This is a genomic window from Streptomyces sp. NPDC051976 (assembly GCF_040680795.1).
In the GTDB taxonomy this organism is placed as follows: Bacteria; Actinomycetota; Actinomycetes; order Streptomycetales; family Streptomycetaceae; genus Actinacidiphila.
Window position 1 is genome coordinate 41,172 of sequence record NZ_JBFAXL010000013.1, and the last position, 16,892, is coordinate 58,063.

A 16,892-nucleotide genomic window follows, 5' to 3' on the forward strand; every position below is an offset into this window, starting at 1 on the left:
AATTCCCGGCTCGAAGCCACTGAATTCATGACCGGACATGATCCGTAATGGATTCCGGTTGACCCTGGTTCCGTGACACCCGGACCCGGTCCGACCTGGTGAAACGCGCCCGGGAGTTCCCCGTAAGGGGTGGCCTCCATTCCCACAGAGTGTTACGGATGGGATATGTTCTGTCACCTTACCGGTTATCCACTTCAGGGTTGACATCGACATCCGGCCCGTGTCACGGTTTTTTGGGCGGACGAGCTGTGCCTAATTCCAGCCCGAGGTCATCGACCCGAGAGCAAGATCTCTCGGCCGCCACGCGGTATCCGCCCCAGCCCAGAGAGAAGAGACCGGACCGGTAGGCCTGATTCCGCGATCCCGCATGCCCGCGAGGGCGGATGACCGTGCTCTGAGCGGCTCCCACCTGGAGAGATGTGATGTCGTCAGTCGATGCGCTGGAGATACCCCTACTGTCACAGGAACCCGACCCGGTCGGTCTCGCCGAGTTCCACGCGCGAGTGAGAGCGGCCGGCGAGCGAATCTATACTCATACGGAACGCATAGCATTAGATTCTCTCGATAACTGGTACAGCGATCCGGAAAACGGTTGGATACGGCATCGCACGGGGAAGTTCTTCTCGATCGAGGGGCTGCGGGCGAGTGTCACCGACGCCCCGGTCCCGGGGTGGTTCCAGCCGATCATCAACCAGCCGGAGACCGGCATCCTGGGCATCCTGGTGCGGGAGTTCGACGGGGTGCCGCATCTGCTGATGCAGCTCAAGGCCGAACCCGGCAACCGCGGCGGTCTGCAGATCTCCCCCACCGTCCAGGCCACCCGCAGCAACTTCACCGGGGTGCACGGCGGGAAGGCCGTCCCCTATCTCGACCACTTCCGCGACACCCCGCCCGACCGGGTGCTGGCCGACGTACGGCAGTCCGAGCAGGGCGCGTGGTTCCTGCGCAAGCGGAACCGCAACATGATCGTCACGACCACCGAGGACGTCGAGGTGCTGGACGGCTTCGACTGGCTGCCGCTCGGCCAGGTGCTCCAACTGCTGCGCCGCGACGACCTGATCAACATGGACACCCGCACCGTGCTGTCCTGCCTGCCGTTCGCCGCGGGGGCGGCCGGCGCCGCCGACGGCCGCGGAGCCGACGGCGCCGCGCGCTTCGGGGAGTTCACCGCGGCGCTGCTGCGGTCCTGCGATCCGGCCGCGGGCAGCCACCACCCCGACCGCGAGATCCGCTCGTGGATCACCGAGGTGCGCAGCCGCACCGAGATGTCCGTGGCGCCCGCGCCGCTGGGGGAACTGGCGGGCTGGCGGCGCAGCGACGGCAGTGTGCGCCACGAGTCGGGCGGCTTCTTCGAGGTGATCGGGGTCCGCGTGGAGTCTGCGGGCCGCGAGGTGGGCCGGTGGACCCAGCCGATGCTGACCACCGGTGAGGACGGGCTGCACGGGCTGCTGGTGACCCGCATCGACGGGGTGCTGCACGCCCTGATGCACCTGCGGGTCGAGCCGGGCCTGGTGGATGTCGCGGAGTTGGCGCCGACCGTGCAGTGCACCCCGGGCAACTACGCCCATCTGCCCGCCGCGGGGCGCCCGGCGTTCCTCGACGAGGTGCTGGGCGCTCCGCCGGAGGCGGTCCGCTTCGACACCGCGCTGTCCGACGAGGGCGGCCGCTTCTTCCAGGTGAGCAACCGGCATCTGATCGTCGAGACCGACACGGTGCACCGGCACCCCGACTACCGCTGGATGCCGGTGCACCAGCTCGCCGGGCTGCTGCGGCACTGCCACTACCTGAACGTGCAGGCCCGCAGTCTCGTGGCCTGCCTCTACAGCCTGCTCGCCGCTCCCGCCGAGGGCGCCGCGACCGTCGAGGAAGGCAGCACGGCATGACCCCACAGACGCACCGCGGAGCGACGGACCCCGGCGCCCCGCCTTCCGACGGGGGCGGCGCGGGGCCGCTGGTGGTGGTACTCGGTGCCACCGGGTTCGTCGGCTCCGCGGTGCTGGCCCGGCTGGCCCGGCGGGACATCCGGATACGGGCGGTGGCCCGCCGGGCCGCCCCCGTACCGCCGGGCGCCCGCGCCGACATCGAGGTGGTGACCGCCGACCTGACCGAGCGCGAGACGCTGGCCCGCGCGGTGAAGGGGGCGGACGCGGTCGTCCACACGCTGCTGTGCGAGGGCGGCTGGCGGGCGGCGGAGCGGCCGGGCGGGGAGCGGGTGAACGTCGGTGTGATGGCCGACCTGCTCGACCTGCTCCCGCCGGACCCCGCGGACGGCGGCCGACCGCCGCTGGTGGTGTACGCGGGCGCCGCCTCGCAGGTCGGGGTGCCGCCGCGGGAGCCGCTCGACGGCACCGAGCCGGACCGCCCGGCGACCGTCTACGACGAACAGAAGCTGCGGGCCGAGCGGTTGCTGCTGGCGGCCTCGGCCGCCGGGCGGGTGCGCGGTGTCGGGCTGCGGCTGCCGACGGTCTTCGGTGAGGGCACGGTGCCCGGTACCGCCGACCGCGGGGTGGTCGCGGCGATGGCGCGGCGGGCACTGGCCGGTGAGCCGATCACGATGTGGCACGACGGCACGGTCCGCAGGGACTTGGTGCACATCGCGGACATCGCGGCGGCGTTCACGGCCGCCCTCGACCACGGCGACCGGCTCGCGGGCCGGTCCTGGCTGCTGGGCGCGGGCCGCGGCGACGCGCTCGGCGACGTGTTCCGCGCCCTGGCGGCGGGCGCCGCGGCCCGTACCGGGGGCGCCCCGGTGCCGGTGGTCGCGGTGGAGCCGCCCGCCCACGCGCCGGAGACGGACTTCCGCAGCGTGACCATCGATTCCGCCGCGTTCCGCGAGGCGACCGGCTGGTACCCGGCCGTCGCGCTGGCGGAGGGCCTGGACCGCACCCTGGCGGCCCTGGCAGGCGACCTGCCGGAGCGGCCGTAGCGCTCCCATCGGCGTACGGCGTCCGGCGAACCATCATCCGTCGACCAGCATCCGGCGACCGCGAGAAGGGGAAAGCGTGTCCACCTACGTATGGGACTACCTGCCCGAGTACGAGAACGAGCGCGAGGACATCCTCGGCGCCGTCGAGAAGGTCTTCAGCTCCGGCCGGCTGGTGCTGGCCGAGAGCGTGCGGGGGTTCGAGGAGGAGTTCGCCGCCTACCACGGGGTGGCGCACTGCACGGGTGTCGACAACGGCACCAACGCGATCAAACTGGCCCTGGAGGCACTGGGGATCGGCCCCGGCGACGAGGTGGTCACCGTCTCCAACACCGCGGCGCCGACCGTGGTCGCCATCGACGGCGCGGGCGCCACCCCGGTCTTCGTCGACGTCCGCGAGGACGACTTCCTGATGGACGTGGACCGCGTCGAGGCGGCCATCACCCCGCGCACCAAGTGCCTGCTGCCGGTGCACCTCTACGGGCAGTGCGTGGACCTCGCGCCGCTGCGGGCGCTGGCCGAGCGGCACGGGCTGGCGCTGCTGGAGGACTGCGCCCAGGCCCACGGCGCCCGGCACCACGGGGTGCTCGCCGGGACCACCGGCGACGCGGCGGCCTTCTCCTTCTACCCGACCAAGGTCCTCGGCGCGTACGGCGACGGCGGCGCGGTGCTCACCTCGCGGCCCGAGATCGACGCGGAGCTGCGCAAACTGCGCTACTACGGCATGGAGAAGACCTACTACACCGTGCAGACCCCGGCCCACAACAGCCGTCTGGACGAGGTGCAGGCCGAGATCCTGCGCCGCAAGCTCCCCCGCCTCGACGCCTATGTGGCCGGGCGCCGCGAGGTCGCGCGGCGGTACGAGGAGGGCCTGTCCGACACCGCGCTGCGGCTGCCGCGGGTCGCGGCGGGCAACGACCACGTCTACTACGTCTACGTGGTCAGGCACCCGCGCCGCGACGACATCATCGAGCGCCTCAAGGCGTACGACATCCACCTCAACATCAGCTATCCGTGGCCGGTCCACACCATGACCGGGTTCGCCCACCTCGGATACGCGCGGGGGTCGCTGCCGGTGACGGAGAAGCTGGCGGGCGAGATCTTCTCGCTGCCGATGTACCCGTCACTGTCCGCCGGACTCCAGGACAAGGTCATCGCGGCGCTCCGCGAAGTCCTCGCGTCCCTGTAGTGCCAAGCGCCGCCACCACTCACTCGTCTCAGCCATCAGCGACGGAGCTGACATGAAAGTACGTGAACTGTCGGTGTCGGGGGCCCTGGAATTCACACCCGACGTCTTTCCCGACGAGCGCGGGCTGTTCCTCTCGCCCTTCCAGGGGCCGGCCTTCACCGAGGCGACCGGCGGGACCTTCCCGCTCGCCCAGAGCAACCACAGCAGATCCCGCCGCGGTGTGGTCCGCGGCGTGCACTTCACCACCACACCGCCCGGCTGCGCCAAGTACGTGTACTGCCCGCGCGGCGCGGCCCTGGACATCGTGGTCGACATCCGCGTCGGCTCGCCCACCTTCGGCCAGTGGGACACCGTGCTGATGGACCAGAACGACTTCCGCGCGCTGTACTTCCCGGTCGGCCTCGGGCACGCCTTCGTCGCCCTGGAGGACGACACGGTGATGTCGTACATGATCACCAGCAGCTACGTGCCGGAGTACGAGCTGGCGATCTCGGTCACCGACCCCGCGCTGAACCTGCCGATCCCGCGGGACATCGCGCCGATCTTCTCCGAGCGCGACATCGCCGCGCCCACCCTCGCCCAGGCCAGGGAGCGGGGGATGCTCCCCGACTACCGGCGCAGCCTGGAGATCGGGCGGCGGCAGTCGGGGACGACGGCATGAAGGGCATCATCCTCGCGGGCGGCAGCGGGACCCGGCTGCGGCCGCTGACCGCGACGCTGTCCAAGCAGATCCTGCCGGTCTACGACAAGCCGATGATCTACTACCCGCTGTCGGTGCTGATGCTGGCGGGTGTGCGGGAGATCCTGGTGATCTCGTCGCGCGACCACTCCGAGATGTTCCGCGACCTGCTGGGCGACGGCTCGCGGCTGGGCCTGCGGGTCGAGTACGCCGAGCAGGACCAGCCCAACGGCATCGCCGAAGCCCTCATCATCGGGGCGGACTTCGTCGGCGACGACCAGGTCGCGCTGGTGCTCGGCGACAACATCTTCCACGGGCCGCGCTTCTCGCTGATGCTCGGCGAGGCCACCGCGGCGCTGGACGGTGTGGCGCTGTTCGGCTACCGGGTCTCCGACCCGCAGCGCTACGCCGTCGGCGAGATCGACGCCGACGGACGGCTGCTGTCGCTGGAGGAGAAGCCGCTACGCCCGAAGTCCAACCTCGCGGTCACCGGCCTCTACCTCTACGACAACGACGTGATCGGCGTGGCCAAGAACGTCACGCCCTCCGCACGCGGCGAGCTGGAGATCACCGACGTCAACCGGGCCTATCTGGCCCAGGGCCGGGCGCATCTCACCGAGTTGGGCCGCGGCTTCGCCTGGCTCGACATGGGCACCCACGACTCGCTGCTGCACGCGGGCCAGTACGTGCAGCTCGTCGAGCAGCGCCAGGGCGAGTGGATCGCCTGTGTCGAGGAGGTCGCGCTGCACCGGGGGTTCATCACCGCGGAGCAGTGCTACCGGCTCGGCCAGGAGATGGCGGGCACCGCGTACGGCACGTATGTGCAGGAGATCGCCCACCGCAGCGGGGCCATGACCTCCGCCTGACACCGAAGGAGCCGTCCCATGCGGGTACTCGTGACCGGCGGTGCCGGTTTCATCGGTTCGCACTTCGTCCGGCAACTGCTCTCCGGCGCCTACCCGGAGCTGGCGGACGCCGAGACGGTGGTGCTCGACAAGCTCACGTACGCCGGGAACCCCGCCAACCTCGCGACCGTCGCCGGCCATCCGCGGTACCGGTTCGTGGAGGGCGACATCTGCGACGGCGAGCTGATGGCGGCGCTGCTGCGCGGTACGGACCTGGTGGTGAACTTCGCGGCCGAGACCCATGTGGACCGGTCGATCGAGGACGCCGACGCGTTCGTCCGCACCAATGTGCTGGGCACCCACACCCTGCTGCGGGCCGCGGCCGACGCGGGCGGCGTGCGGGTGGTGCACATCTCCACCGACGAGGTGTACGGCTCGGTGGCCGACGGCTCGTGGACCGAGGACGCCCCGCTGGCCCCCAACTCCCCCTACGCGGCGTCCAAGGCCGCCTCCGACCTGATGGCGCTGGCCTTCCACCGCACCCACGGCCTGGAGGTCTGCGTCACCCGCTGCTCCAACAACTACGGGCCGTACCAGTACCCGGAGAAGGTCATCCCGCTCTTCGTGACCCGGCTGCTGGACGGCGGCCGGGTGCCGTTGTACGGCGACGGCCGCAACGTCCGGGACTGGATCCATGTGGACGACCACTGCCGGGCGGTGTCCCTGGTGGCGGCCAAGGGCACACCCGGCGTCTACCACATCGGCGGCGGCAGCGAACTGTCCAACACCGGGCTCACCGAACGGCTGCTGGCGCTGCTGGGGCGCGACTGGTCGGCGGTCGAGAGCGTCGCCGACCGCAAGGGCCACGACCTCAGGTACTCGGTCGACGCCTCGAAGATCCGGGCCGAGCTGGGCTTCGCGCCGCGCGTGGCTCTCACGGACGGCCTGGCCGCCACGGTGCGCTGGTACCGGGAGAACCGCTCCTGGTGGCAGCCGCTGCTGCGGCACCCGCAACCCTGACAAGGAGAAGCCATGCGCATCCTGTTCACCACCACGCCGACCTTCTCGCACACCACGCCGATGATCCCGCTGGCCCAGGCGGCCCGGCTGGCCGGTCACCAGGTGCTCTTCGCGGGCGGCGGGGTGACCCTCAAGACCGCGGCCGGCGCCGGGATACCGGTGATCGACGCCACGAGCGGCAACGACCTCGGCGCGCCGCACCGCCGCTTCCTGTCCGACCCGGCCAACCACCACCTGCCGCAGGAGGAGGGCGTCAAAGCCTTCATCGGGGTGATGTCGGAGATCGGCCAGCTGCTGCTGCCCGGTCTGGTCGACACCGCACGCGGCTGGGAGGCCGACATCGTCGTCACCCCGGCCTGGCTGCCCTGGGGGATGCTCGCCGCCCGCGCCTCGGGGGCGCTGGCGGTGCTGCACGGCATCGGGCTGCGGTACCCGGCGGTGCCGTACATGGCCGACGAGCCGCCGGCGTTCGTGCAGCGGCTGGGCGTCACCGAGTTCCCGGCGCACGCCGACGCCGAGGTGAGCCTGGGCCCGGCCTCGCTGGAGCAGTACAGCCCGACGGCGCCGGGCGACGTGCCCTTCCCGGTGCTGCCGGTGCGGCCGATCACGTACAACGGCTCGGGCGAGGTGCCCGACTGGGCGCTGCGGAAGTCCGACCGGCCGCGGATCGCCGTCACCATGGGCACCGCGACCAACGCCCAGGGCTGGCCCGGGGTGCTCAGGGCGGTGCTGGAGGGCACCGCCGACGTCGACGCCGAGGTGGTGCTGGCCGCGGGCGGCGTCGACCTGACCGCGATCACCGGGCCGCTGCCCGAGCGGGTGAAGGTGGTGGACTTCGTGCCGCTGAGCAGCCTGCTGCCGCGCTGTGACGCGCTGGTCCACCACGCCGGTATGAACTCGATGTTCAGCGCGTTCAACGCCCGTATCCCGCAGGTCGCGCTGCCGTCCGCCACCGCGGACTCGCCGATCAACGCCATGGTGCTGAGCCGGCGCGGCGGCGGTGTCGCGGTGAGCCAGGCGGGGATCACCGCCGAGCAGGTGGGCAAGGCGCTGCGGGAGGTGCTGGAGTCGCCGTCGTACCGGCTGGTGAGCGAGGAGGTCGCCGACGAGATGGCGGCCATGCCCGCGCCGCACGCGGTGGTCGAGCAGCTCACCGGACTGGCGGCGGCCCGCGGGCGCTGAACCGGACCACGGGACCGGTCCGCGCGGGCCGGTCCTCTCCCCTGTCCCCGCCGGGCGGCGGCACACCGCCCGGCGGGGACATCCGGCATGTCCGGGGACATCCGTCGTGTCCGGGGACTTCGCGGACGTCCCGGAGGGGCGAGGGGCGTCAGGCGAGGCCGGCCTGCTCCAGGGCCTCGACTCCGGCCCGCAGCCCGGCGATCCGCTCGTCCAGGGTGAAGCCCGCGGGGGTGACGTTGAGGGTGTTCACGCCCGCCTCGGCGTACTCGCGCATCCGGTCGGCGATCCGGGCCGTGGAGCCGAGCAGGCAGGTGGAGTCGATCAGGGCCTGCGGCACGGCGGCCGCGGCGCCGTTCTTGTCGCCCGCCAGGTACTTGTCCTGGATCTCGGCGGCCTCCTTCTCGTACCCCATGCGCTGCGCGAGCTGGTTGTAGAAGTTCTGCTTGCGGCTGCCCATGCCGCCGACGTACAGCGCGGTGTACGGGCGGAAGATGTCGGCGAGCGCCGAGACGTCGTCGCCGAGGGCGAGCGGCAGGGTCGGGCTGACGTCGAAGCCGTCCAGCGTCAGGCCCGCCTTCTCACGGCCCGCGCGGATGTGCCGCAGCGCGGTGTCCTCCAGGTGCGCGGCGGACGGGAAGATCAGCAGCGCGCCGTCGGCGATCTCGCCGGTCTGCTCCAGGTTCTTGGGGCCGATCGCGGCGATGTAGAGCGGGATGTACTCGCGCTCCGGGTGCACGGTCAGCTTGATCGGCTTGCCGGGGCCGCCGGGGAGCGGCAGCGTCCAGTGCTCGCCCTCGTAGCTGAGCCGCTCGCGGGACATCGCCTTGCGGACGATCTCCACGTACTCGCGCGTCCTGGACAGCGGCTTGTCGAACTTCACCCCGTACCAGCCCTCGGAGACCTGCGGCCCCGACACGCCGAGGCCGAGCCGGAAGCGGCCGCCGGAGAGCGAGTCGAGCGTCGCGGCGGTCATCGCGGTCATCGCCGGGGTGCGCGCGGGGATCTGGAAGATCGCCGAGCCGACGTCGATCCGCTCGGTCTGCGCGGCCACCCACGAGAGCACGGTGGGTGCGTCGGAGCCGTACGCCTCGGCCGCCCAGCACACCGAGTAGCCCAGCCGGTCCGCTTCCTGGGCGACGGCGAGGTTGTCCGCGTCCATCCCGGCACCCCAGTAGCCGAGGTTGATCCCGAGCCGCATACCGCTCCCCTTAATACTGATGAGTAACGTCGTTGTCCCTCCGGACTTTAGCGCCCGGACGCGGCGCGGGCGTCTGTCAGGTACGTCACTGCCGCCCATTCGACCGGTGCGGGCAGTAATCTCAGCGCCCATGGAGCATAGGCACCTCGGCCGTACCGGGTTGCGCGTGTCCCGACTCGGGCTCGGCACGCTCACCTGGGGGCGCAACACCGGCGAACGCGACGCCGCCGACCAGCTCAAGGCGTTCTGGGACGCCGGGGGCACGCTCGTCGACACCGCGGACGTCTATTCCGACGGCGGCGCCGAGTACCTGCTCGGGCGGCTGATCGAGGACCTGGTGCCGCGGGCCGATCTGGTGATCGCCACCAAGGCGGGCAGCGTGCCCGACCCCTACCGGCGGTTCGACACCTCGCGCGGCCATCTGCTGTCCGCGCTCGACGCGTCGCTGCAGCGGCTCGGCACCGACTACGTCGACCTGTGGCAGGTGCACGCCTACGATCCGGGTACGCCGCTGGAGGAGACGCTCCAGGCGCTCGACATCGCCGTCAGTTCCGGCCGGGCCCGCTATGTCGGCGTGTCCAACTTCTGCGGCTGGCAGCTCGCGAAGGCCGCGGCCTGGCAGCTCGCCGGGCCCGGGCGGACGCCGCTGGCCAGTACGCAGATGGAGTACTCGCTGCTGCAGCGCGGGGTGGAGCGGGAGGTGCTGCCCGCCGCACTCGACCTCGGGCTGGGGCTGCTGCCCTCCTCGCCGCTCGGCCGCGGCGTCCTCACCGGCAAGTACCGGCACGGCACGCCGCCGGACTCGCGCGGCGGCTCCGAGGACATGGCGGCCTTCGTCGCCCCCTACCTCGACGAGACGGCGCGCCTCATCGTGGACGCGCTGGCCATAGCGGCCGACGGGCTCGCGGTCTCCCCTCTGCACGTGGCCCTCGCGTGGGTACGCGACCGGCCCGGCGTCACCGCGCCGCTGCTCGGCGCGCGCAACGCCCAGCAGCTCACGGCGGCGTTGTCAGTGGAGGCCCTTAGTCTTCCGGAGGAGATCTGCCAGGCGCTCGACGACGTGTCGGCGCCGCTGCACCGCTACCCGGACCACGACTGGAGCACGCTCTGAGGCGCGCCTCCGGCCCCCTGTCCCCCGCCCCCCCGGAGGCCCCAGTGACCAACCCCCACCCGACCCCGGGCTCCCCGTCCGCCACCGCCTCCGGCGGCGAACCCGGCGAAGGCGACCCCGGGACGCGGTCCGGGGAACCCACGAGCGCCACTCCCCCGCCCCGGCGGGGCACTCCGGCCCCGGACGTGGCCTCCCTGGCCGCCGCGATGCGCGCGATCGAGCGCGGCGAGAATCCGGCTGCGCCCGCGCCCCGGGGAGACGCCGCCGAGGCGCGCCGCAAGCGCCGCGAGGCGATGGCGGCCGAGGCGGCGGCCCTCCAGTCCGCGGAGGCCGCGGAGGCGGCGGGCGAAGCGCCCCAGACGGGCGCGGACGCCGGGGACGCGCCTGCGGAGACGGCGGGGGAAGCCGCACCCATCGACGACGCCCCTGCGGGGCGCGCGGCGGGCGATACGACCGGGGACGAGGCCGATCAGACCACGGCGACCGACCCGGTGGCCGGGGACGAGCCGGCAGACGGTGGGACCGGGGAGGCCGCCGCGGGCAGCGACGCCCCCGGGGGGCGCGGGGTGTCCGGCGCGGGCCGGGAGACGGCGGACGCGGGGCACACGGGCGGGGACGAGTCCTCGCAGGAGGCGGCCGCGGGCGGGCCGGGAACCGCCGCTGCGGGGCGCGCCGCTGGCGGACACGTGCCCGCGCGGCGCGCGGCCGCTGGGGAGGCGGGGGGAGGCCGGGGGCGGCAGAGGGTGGAGCCGGTGGATGCGGGGGCTCTCGCGGCTGTGCGGGGGGTTTTGGAGGAGGGTGGGGCGCCCGGGGGGTTGGGGGAGGCGGCGGTGCGGTTGCTCGGGGAGCGGGCCGCCGAGGTGTTGCGGGGGGATCCGTGGCTGGTGCTGGGGCTGAGTGGGGCGCGGGTGGAGTCGGCGGACGCGTTCGCGCGGGCGCTGCTCGGTCCGGAGTGCGGGCCCGGTGACCCGCGGCGGGCCGCCGCGCTGATCGGGTGGCTGCTGGAGCGTGCCGCCGAGCAGGGGCACACCGCGCTGCCGTCCGCGACGCTGCAGGCGGCACTGGCCCGGCACGCCGTGCCGGACCCCGGCGCCGCCGTGACCACGGCCGTCACCGACGGCCAGGTCCTCGTCTTCCGCGACGGCGACGACACGGACGGGGACGCCGACGAGGACGACGAGACGGCCTCCGACGTACCGCTGCTGCTCGGGCTGGACCGCTACGCCCTCGCCGAGGAGTCCCTGGCCGACGGGCTGATCCGGCTGCTGAAGTCCTTCGAGGACCAGGACGCGGACTGGGAGGAGGCGGCGGCCGCGGCGCCGTCCCCGTCCGCCGCGGAGCTGATCCGTGCCGCCGCGCGCAGCGGCCTGGTGGCGCACACCGGCGGCGAGGCGGCCCGCGCGGAACCCGCCGCGCTGGTGGCCGCGGCGCGCGCGGCCGGGCTGCGGGCGTACGCGGCCGCCGCCACCGCGGACGGCAGGCGGCGGCTGGCCGCCGAGCTGGGCGAGGAGGCGGCGGTGACGGTCGAGGCACTGCTGTCCGGCGCCGAGGGGCCCGGCCACGCCCCGGACGGCAGCCTCGCCCTCGACCTGCTCGCCGTCCTGGACGCGCCGCAGTTGGGCGTGGAGGACGCGGCGACGCTCGTCGAGGCGGTCCCGGACGGCGCCCGGCTGGTGCTGAGCGGTGACGAGCACACGCTGTGGTCCGTCGGCCCCGGCCGGGCCTTCGCCGACCTGCTGGCGGCGAAGACCTGCCCGCGGGTGTCCTCGCGGACGCCGGACCCCGGCCCGATCGGCGAGCTCGTCTCCGGTATCGGCATCGGCGAGCTCGCCGCCGTCGAGGCGCCGGACAAGGAAGTCGTGGTGGTGCCGGTGCGCGACCCGCGCGAAGCCGTGCACCGTACGGTCCAGCTCGTCGCCGACTCGGTGCCGCGGGCGATCGGGGTGCCGTCCGACCGGACCCAGGTGATCACCCCGGGGCACGGCGGCGCGGTCGGCACCCGGGTGCTCAACGCGGCGCTCAAAGAACGGCTGAATCCGGGCCCCGGCCGCTTCGGCGGATTCGACCCGGGCGACCGCGTCGTCCATGTGCCGGTCCCCGGCCGCACGCTGCCCGGCACGGTCGTCGGCGCGGAGCCGGACGGGCTGCGGCTGGAGTGCGAGGACGGCCCCGTGCTGGTGCCGCGTGACGACGTCGCTGCCACGGTCCGGCACGGCTGGGCGATCACCGGGCACCAGGCGGCCGGGAGGCGCTGGCCCGCGGTGGTGGTGGTCGTCCCCGGGGACGCGGGACCGCTGCTCGACCGCTCCTGGGTCTACACGGCCTTCGCCCGCGGCGAGCGCCATCTGTCGGTGGTGCAGGGCGCCGACCAGGCGCTGTCCCAGGCGGTGGCCGGCCCACCGGCCAAGGAGCGTACGACGCGGCTGCGTTCGGTACTGCGGGAGCTGGCCGCCGAGCAGTGACCGGGTGGGGCCGGGAGAGGGCGAACCGCCGCCCCGGCCCCGCCGGACGGGCCTAGGGCCTGTCCGGCGGATCATGGGCGGTCCAGGCGGCGCCTGGTGCGTGCGAGCGCAAGACGCCGGAGTGTCCTCATAGCGGAGCTATTTGGGCATTTCGGCAACGCAGCGGGCGGGCGTGCCAGGCGCCGAAGGGGCCGTTCGTGATCCGCCGGACAGGCCCTAGTCCGGGTCGAGCATGCTCAGCTCGTCGTCGAAGACGGCGCTCACGTCGAAGCGGCAGACCACCAGCTGCGGATCGGCCTGGTCGAAGGGGGCGTCGAGCCACTCCCCCGGCTCGGCGGCGTCCACCACCGCGGAGACCCACACCGTGGAGTCGCCCTCCTCCAGGCCGAACTCCTTGTGCCGCTGGGCGATCTCGTCCGGCTCGTACTCCCCGAAGATCACGCCGATCGCCGCGTTGACCGTCGACGACGCCGCGTCGTCGCCCTCCCCCGCCCTCCTGGCCTGCGCGAACAGCCGCTCGGGCTCGACGATGGTGTAGTCCCGCCGGATCAGCACGCTGATCGCCTCCGGGTTCTCGGGACCGGCGTACTCCGGCAGCGAGTCGCCCGCGGGCACCTCGAAGGGAGTCACCTCGTCGTAGGTGTCGTACAGCAACTCGTCATAGGTCTCGGCGGCCGAGGCCAGCGCCTCGAACGCACGATAGACAGCGGGGTCGTCCTCGCCCGTACGGTTCTCGATCGCGTCGAGGTGACGGTCGAGCGCGGCCTTGACCGCCTCGACGGCGGCACGGACCTCGGCAACGGTGGGCTGCACGTCATCAGACATGAGGCAGACGCTATCCGCACCAGGGCGTTGCCCGCACAATAGATGCGATGCCGGAATACGAATTCAGAGAGATGTATGTCGCACGCGGGGTCTCCCGCAAGGAAGCGACCCGACTGCTGACCGAGCAGGCGGAGTACGGTCACTGGGAACTCGACCGCGTCCGTCTCTACCCCGACGGCAGCCGCAGGGTGCGGTTGCGCCGCCGGATCATCCGACAGGTACGGGCCACGTGGTGAGCCCGCCGGACAGACCCCGGTGGTGACCGGGCGGCTGTCGGCCGCCCGGTACCGCGCGAGACGCCCACGACACGGGGGCGCGGCGTCCCGCTCAGCAGCCGCTCAGCTCCGGCCGGAGGACCGGCCGCGACGGTAGAGCACCGTCCCGCCGAGCAGCATCAGGGTGGCCAGCGGGGCCGCCAGCTCGACGCCGTCCGCGCCGGTGTGCGCCAGCGTCGCCCCACGGCCGCCGTTCTCGGACGGCGTGCTGGTTCCCGTTCCGGGGGTTCCGGGGGTGCCCGGAGTCCCCGGAGTGCTCGGGGTGCCCGGAGTCCCGGGGGTGCCCGGAGTCCCGGGGGTGCCCGGGGTGCCCGGCGTACCCGGGTTCCCAGGAGTGCCGGGGTTGCCCGGGGTTCCGGGGTTGCCCGGGGTTCCGGGGTTGCCCGGAGTACCCGGGTTGCCGGGGGTTCCGGGGTTCCCAGGCGTACCCGGGTTTCCGGGAGTCCCGGGGTTCCCCGGCGTGCCCGGATTCCCCGGCGTGCCCGGATTCCCCGGCGTGCCCGGATTCCCCGGCGTGCCCGGATTCCCCGGCGTGCCCGGGTTGCCCTGGGTGCCCGGGGGGACCTCCGCGTTGGCGCACTGGTTGCCGAACGCGGGGTTGAGCAGGCCGACGACGTCGACGCTGTTGCCGCAGGCGTTCACGGGCACGTGCACGGGGGCCTGGACCTGGTTTCCGGAGCCGACGCCCGGCGAGTGCGAGGCATGGCCGTGCGCCGAGGCGCCGGAGACGCCGCCGTGGCCGTGGCCGTGGCCCGACGCGTTCGTGCAGGTGTTGCCGAACGCGGGGTTGAGCGCGCCGATGACGTCGACGGTGTTTCCGCAGAGGTTCACCGGCACGTGCACCGGCACCTGCACGGAGTTGCCGGACAGCACGCCCGGCGAGCCGGCCGCCGTCCCCGCGGCGCCCGCGTCGGCGAAGGCCAGACCGCCGCTCGCGGCAATCACCCCGCCGGTGGCCACCGCAGTGAGCAGGCTCTTCTTCGCGACCTGTCGCATTCCGCTCCCATCCTTCGATTCGACCGGAGCCGCGTCGCACTCCCCTGTACGGAGGTGCCCAACCCCGGAAATGGCGAGCGGCCCCGGAGCGCGGGATGCGCCCGGGGCCGACCCGTTACCGGCCGCGAACGGCCGGTCCGGGATTACTGGTTGACGCAGGCGTTGCCGAACGCCGGGTTGAGCAGACCGATCACGGAGACCGTGTTGCCGCACACGTTCACCGGCACGTGCACCGGGATCTGGACCAGATTGCCCGACAGCACGCCCGGCGACTGCACCGCGGCGCCCTGGGCGCCCGCGTCGGCGACAGCGATGCCCGCACCCGCGAGCACGAGTCCGCCGGTGACAGCCGCAGCGGCTACGACCTTCTTGATCATTTTCTTCCTCCTGATTGACAAGTGCGGTCCCAGCCGCGGACCACACCCGTCGTAACGACGCCGGAGGAATAGAGCTACGAACGCACCGGGCCCTTCACTCGTCCCGGTGAGTGGGATCACTCGTACGGGAACGCACGGCCGACCGCCCCGCGTTTCTCGCTCAGCCGTTCCCGCTCAGGAGTGCTCGATGAAGCGGTCGAGAACGCGCACGCCGAAGCGCAGCCCGTCCACCGGCACCCGCTCGTCGACACCGTGGAACATCCCGGCGAAGTCCAGCTCCGGCGGGAGCTTCAGCGGCGCGAAGCCGAAGCAGCGGATGCCCAGGTCGTCGAAGGACTTCGCGTCGGTGCCGCCGGAGAGCATGTACGGCACCGCGCGGGCGATCGGGTCCTCGGCGACGAGCGCCGCCTGCATCGCGTCGACCAGCGCCCCGTCGAAGTCCGTCTCCAGGGCCTTGTCCGAGTGCAGCGTCTCGCGCTTGACGCGCGGGCCGAGGATCCGGTCGAGGTCGGCCAGGAACTCCTCCTCGTGGCCGGGCAGGAACCGGCCGTCGACATGGGCGGTGGCCTGGCCGGGGATGACGTTCACCTTGTATCCGGCGCCGAGCATCGTCGGGGCGGCGGTGTTGCGCAGGGTGGTGCCGATCATCCTGGCGATGCCGCCGAGCTTGGCGAGCGTCGCCTGCATGTCCTCGGGGTCGAGTTCGGTGCCGAAGGCGTCGGACAGCTCGTCCAGGAAGCCGCGGACCGACTTGGTGACGCGTACCGGGAACTCGTGCCGTCCCAGCCGCCCGACGGCCTCGCACAGCTCGGTGATCGCGTTGTCGTTGTTGGTCATCGAGCCGTGCCCGGCGGTGCCGTCCACGGTGAGCCGCATCCAGTGCATGCCCTTCTGGGCGGTCTCGACCAGGTACAGCCGCAGGTTCTCGTTGACGGTGAAGGAGAAGCCGCCGACCTCGCCGATCGCCTCGGTCACGCCCTCGAAGAGGTCGGGGTGCTTGTCCACCAGGTAGCGGGCGCCGTAGGTGCCGCCCGCCTCCTCGTCGGCGAGGAAGGCCAGCACGATGTCGCGCGGCGGCCTGCGCCCGCTGCGCAGCCGGTCGCGGACGACCGCCAGCGTCATCGCGTCCATGTCCTTCATGTCGACCGCGCCGCGGCCCCACACGCAGTCGTCGGCCAGCTCGCCCGAGAAGGGGTGGTGGGTCCAGTCGTCCGCGTTGGCCGGGACCACGTCGAGGTGGCCGTGGATGAGCAGCGCGGGACGGGAGCTGTCCTCGCCCTCGATCCGCGCCACCGTGGACGCCCGGCCGTGGTGGGACTCGAAGATCTTCGGGTCGAGCCCGACCTCGGCGAGCTTGGCGGCCACGTACTCTGCCGCGGCCCGCTCACCGGGACCCGAGTGGTCGCCGTAGTTGCTGGTGTCGATCCGGATCAGCTCGCTGCACAGGTCGACGACCTCGTCCTCGCCCGCCACGGTCCCGCTGTCCGCCCTGCCCGGCTCCGACTCGCTCACGCTGCCTCCTCGTAGTTGCCTGCCGCGCCCCCGCCTCGGCGACCACGGCGGATGCCTCCCCATCCTCTCTCCCCACCCCCGCCACCCCCAAGGCTCCCCGCCCACCGCCGTCCCGGGCGCCCCTCCCACCCGTGATCGACGTGACCGGATCTTTGCTATGGTTTACCTCGTCGCCACGGCCTCGCAGCCGCGGGGACACACCCGGTCCGGGTGGCGGAATGGCAGACGCGCTAGCTTGAGGTGCTAGTGCCCTTTATCGGGCGTGGGGGTTCAAGTCCCCCCTCGGACACATCTTCTC

15 protein-coding genes and 1 tRNA gene are annotated in these 16,892 nt (G+C 72.8%); 11 read left to right on the forward strand and 5 right to left on the reverse strand.

Annotated features, from left to right (window positions below):
• The first annotated feature begins 422 nt into the window (after positions 1-422).
• The 7 genes from AB0M29_RS16115 (at position 423) to AB0M29_RS16145 (ending at position 7,838) form a co-directional block, all read left to right on the forward strand.
• Complete coding sequence (locus tag AB0M29_RS16115) at positions 423-1,883, forward strand: NDP-hexose 2,3-dehydratase family protein (protein WP_365382933.1); 1,461 nt, start codon at positions 423-425, stop codon at positions 1,881-1,883.
• Complete coding sequence (locus AB0M29_RS16120) at positions 1,880-2,926, forward strand: NAD-dependent epimerase/dehydratase (RefSeq protein WP_365382934.1); 1,047 nt, start codon at positions 1,880-1,882, stop codon at positions 2,924-2,926. The genes AB0M29_RS16115 and AB0M29_RS16120 overlap by 4 nt, the downstream gene beginning before the upstream one ends.
• Positions 2,927-3,002: 76 nt before the next feature.
• Positions 3,003-4,112, forward strand: coding sequence for a DegT/DnrJ/EryC1/StrS family aminotransferase (locus AB0M29_RS16125; protein ID WP_365382936.1), 1,110 nt, complete (start codon positions 3,003-3,005; stop codon positions 4,110-4,112).
• A 52-nt stretch (positions 4,113-4,164) separates the two neighbouring features.
• The gene (rfbC, locus tag AB0M29_RS16130; protein ID WP_365382938.1) at positions 4,165-4,773 is read left to right on the forward strand and encodes a dTDP-4-dehydrorhamnose 3,5-epimerase; all 609 of its coding nucleotides are present in this window, start codon (positions 4,165-4,167) and stop codon (positions 4,771-4,773) included.
• Positions 4,770-5,657 carry a glucose-1-phosphate thymidylyltransferase RfbA gene (rfbA, locus tag AB0M29_RS16135; RefSeq protein ID WP_365382940.1) on the forward strand — a complete coding sequence of 296 codons (888 nt, stop codon included), beginning with the start codon at positions 4,770-4,772 and terminating at the stop codon, positions 5,655-5,657. Before rfbC ends, rfbA begins: the two co-directional genes overlap by 4 nt.
• An 18-nt stretch (positions 5,658-5,675) precedes the next feature.
• Positions 5,676-6,656 (forward strand): dTDP-glucose 4,6-dehydratase, encoded by a 981-nt coding sequence (gene rfbB, locus AB0M29_RS16140; RefSeq protein ID WP_365382942.1) that lies wholly within the window; start codon positions 5,676-5,678, stop codon positions 6,654-6,656.
• 12 nt (positions 6,657-6,668) lie between these two features.
• Positions 6,669-7,838: a nucleotide disphospho-sugar-binding domain-containing protein gene (locus tag AB0M29_RS16145; protein WP_365382944.1), complete on the forward strand. Its 1,170-nt coding sequence runs from the start codon at positions 6,669-6,671 to the stop codon at positions 7,836-7,838.
• Between the two features lie 148 nt (positions 7,839-7,986).
• On the opposite strand, the gene AB0M29_RS16150 is transcribed toward AB0M29_RS16145, so the two are convergent.
• Positions 7,987-9,036, reverse strand: coding sequence for an LLM class F420-dependent oxidoreductase (locus AB0M29_RS16150; RefSeq protein ID WP_365382946.1), 1,050 nt, complete (start codon positions 9,034-9,036; stop codon positions 7,987-7,989).
• Between the two features lie 130 nt (positions 9,037-9,166).
• Here AB0M29_RS16150 and AB0M29_RS16155 point away from each other — a divergent pair, with 130 nt between their 5' ends.
• Together AB0M29_RS16155 and AB0M29_RS16160 are read left to right on the forward strand one after the other, a co-directional pair.
• Positions 9,167-10,147 (forward strand): aldo/keto reductase, encoded by a 981-nt coding sequence (locus tag AB0M29_RS16155; protein WP_365382948.1) that lies wholly within the window; start codon positions 9,167-9,169, stop codon positions 10,145-10,147.
• Positions 10,148-10,353: 206 nt separating this feature from the next.
• Positions 10,354-12,609 carry an AAA family ATPase gene (locus tag AB0M29_RS16160; RefSeq protein WP_365383108.1) on the forward strand — a complete coding sequence of 752 codons (2,256 nt, stop codon included), beginning with the start codon at positions 10,354-10,356 and terminating at the stop codon, positions 12,607-12,609.
• A 216-nt stretch (positions 12,610-12,825) separates the two neighbouring features.
• Here the strand turns inward: AB0M29_RS16160 and AB0M29_RS16165 are convergent, their stop codons facing one another.
• The gene (locus tag AB0M29_RS16165; RefSeq protein ID WP_365382950.1) at positions 12,826-13,434 is read right to left on the reverse strand and encodes a hypothetical protein; all 609 of its coding nucleotides are present in this window, start codon (positions 13,432-13,434) and stop codon (positions 12,826-12,828) included.
• Positions 13,435-13,481: 47 nt separating this feature from the next.
• Here AB0M29_RS16165 and AB0M29_RS16170 point away from each other — a divergent pair, with 47 nt between their 5' ends.
• Positions 13,482-13,670, forward strand: coding sequence for a DUF5703 family protein (locus AB0M29_RS16170; protein WP_365382951.1), 189 nt, complete (start codon positions 13,482-13,484; stop codon positions 13,668-13,670).
• Positions 13,671-13,772: 102 nt separating this feature from the next.
• Here the strand turns inward: AB0M29_RS16170 and AB0M29_RS16175 are convergent, their stop codons facing one another.
• From AB0M29_RS16175 to AB0M29_RS16185, 3 genes are all read right to left on the reverse strand, one after another.
• A complete protein-coding gene (locus AB0M29_RS16175) occupies positions 13,773-14,705 on the reverse strand; it encodes a chaplin (RefSeq protein ID WP_365382953.1) in 933 nt (310 codons plus the stop codon).
• A gap of 143 nt (positions 14,706-14,848) precedes the next feature.
• A complete protein-coding gene (gene chpH / locus AB0M29_RS16180) occupies positions 14,849-15,082 on the reverse strand; it encodes a chaplin ChpH (protein WP_365382954.1) in 234 nt (77 codons plus the stop codon).
• A 174-nt stretch (positions 15,083-15,256) separates the two neighbouring features.
• Positions 15,257-16,594: a M20/M25/M40 family metallo-hydrolase gene (locus AB0M29_RS16185; protein WP_365382956.1), complete on the reverse strand. Its 1,338-nt coding sequence runs from the start codon at positions 16,592-16,594 to the stop codon at positions 15,257-15,259.
• Between the two features lie 204 nt (positions 16,595-16,798).
• On the opposite strand from AB0M29_RS16185, the gene AB0M29_RS16190 reads away from it, so the two are divergent.
• A tRNA-Leu gene (locus AB0M29_RS16190) sits at positions 16,799-16,883 on the forward strand.
• Positions 16,884-16,892: the final 9 nt, after the last annotated feature.

Bases quoted from the DNA above. Each gene is read 5' to 3' on its own strand.
- AB0M29_RS16115 (WP_365382933.1), top strand. From the start codon at position 423: ATGTCGTCAGTCGATGCGCTGGAGATACCCCTACTGTCACAGGAACCC.
- AB0M29_RS16120 (WP_365382934.1), top strand. From the start codon at position 1,880: ATGACCCCACAGACGCACCGCGGAGCGACGGACCCCGGCGCCCCGCCT.
- rfbC (WP_365382938.1), top strand. From the start codon at position 4,165: ATGAAAGTACGTGAACTGTCGGTGTCGGGGGCCCTGGAATTCACACCC.
- rfbA (WP_365382940.1), top strand. From the start codon at position 4,770: ATGAAGGGCATCATCCTCGCGGGCGGCAGCGGGACCCGGCTGCGGCCG.
- rfbB (WP_365382942.1), top strand. From the start codon at position 5,676: ATGCGGGTACTCGTGACCGGCGGTGCCGGTTTCATCGGTTCGCACTTC.
- AB0M29_RS16145 (WP_365382944.1), top strand. From the start codon at position 6,669: ATGCGCATCCTGTTCACCACCACGCCGACCTTCTCGCACACCACGCCG.
- AB0M29_RS16150 (WP_365382946.1), bottom strand. From the start codon at position 9,036: ATGCGGCTCGGGATCAACCTCGGCTACTGGGGTGCCGGGATGGACGCG.
- AB0M29_RS16155 (WP_365382948.1), top strand. From the start codon at position 9,167: ATGGAGCATAGGCACCTCGGCCGTACCGGGTTGCGCGTGTCCCGACTC.
- AB0M29_RS16160 (WP_365383108.1), top strand. From the start codon at position 10,354: ATGCGCGCGATCGAGCGCGGCGAGAATCCGGCTGCGCCCGCGCCCCGG.
- AB0M29_RS16165 (WP_365382950.1), bottom strand. From the start codon at position 13,434: ATGTCTGATGACGTGCAGCCCACCGTTGCCGAGGTCCGTGCCGCCGTC.
- AB0M29_RS16170 (WP_365382951.1), top strand. From the start codon at position 13,482: ATGCCGGAATACGAATTCAGAGAGATGTATGTCGCACGCGGGGTCTCC.
- AB0M29_RS16175 (WP_365382953.1), bottom strand. From the start codon at position 14,705: ATGCGACAGGTCGCGAAGAAGAGCCTGCTCACTGCGGTGGCCACCGGC.
- chpH (WP_365382954.1), bottom strand. From the start codon at position 15,082: ATGATCAAGAAGGTCGTAGCCGCTGCGGCTGTCACCGGCGGACTCGTG.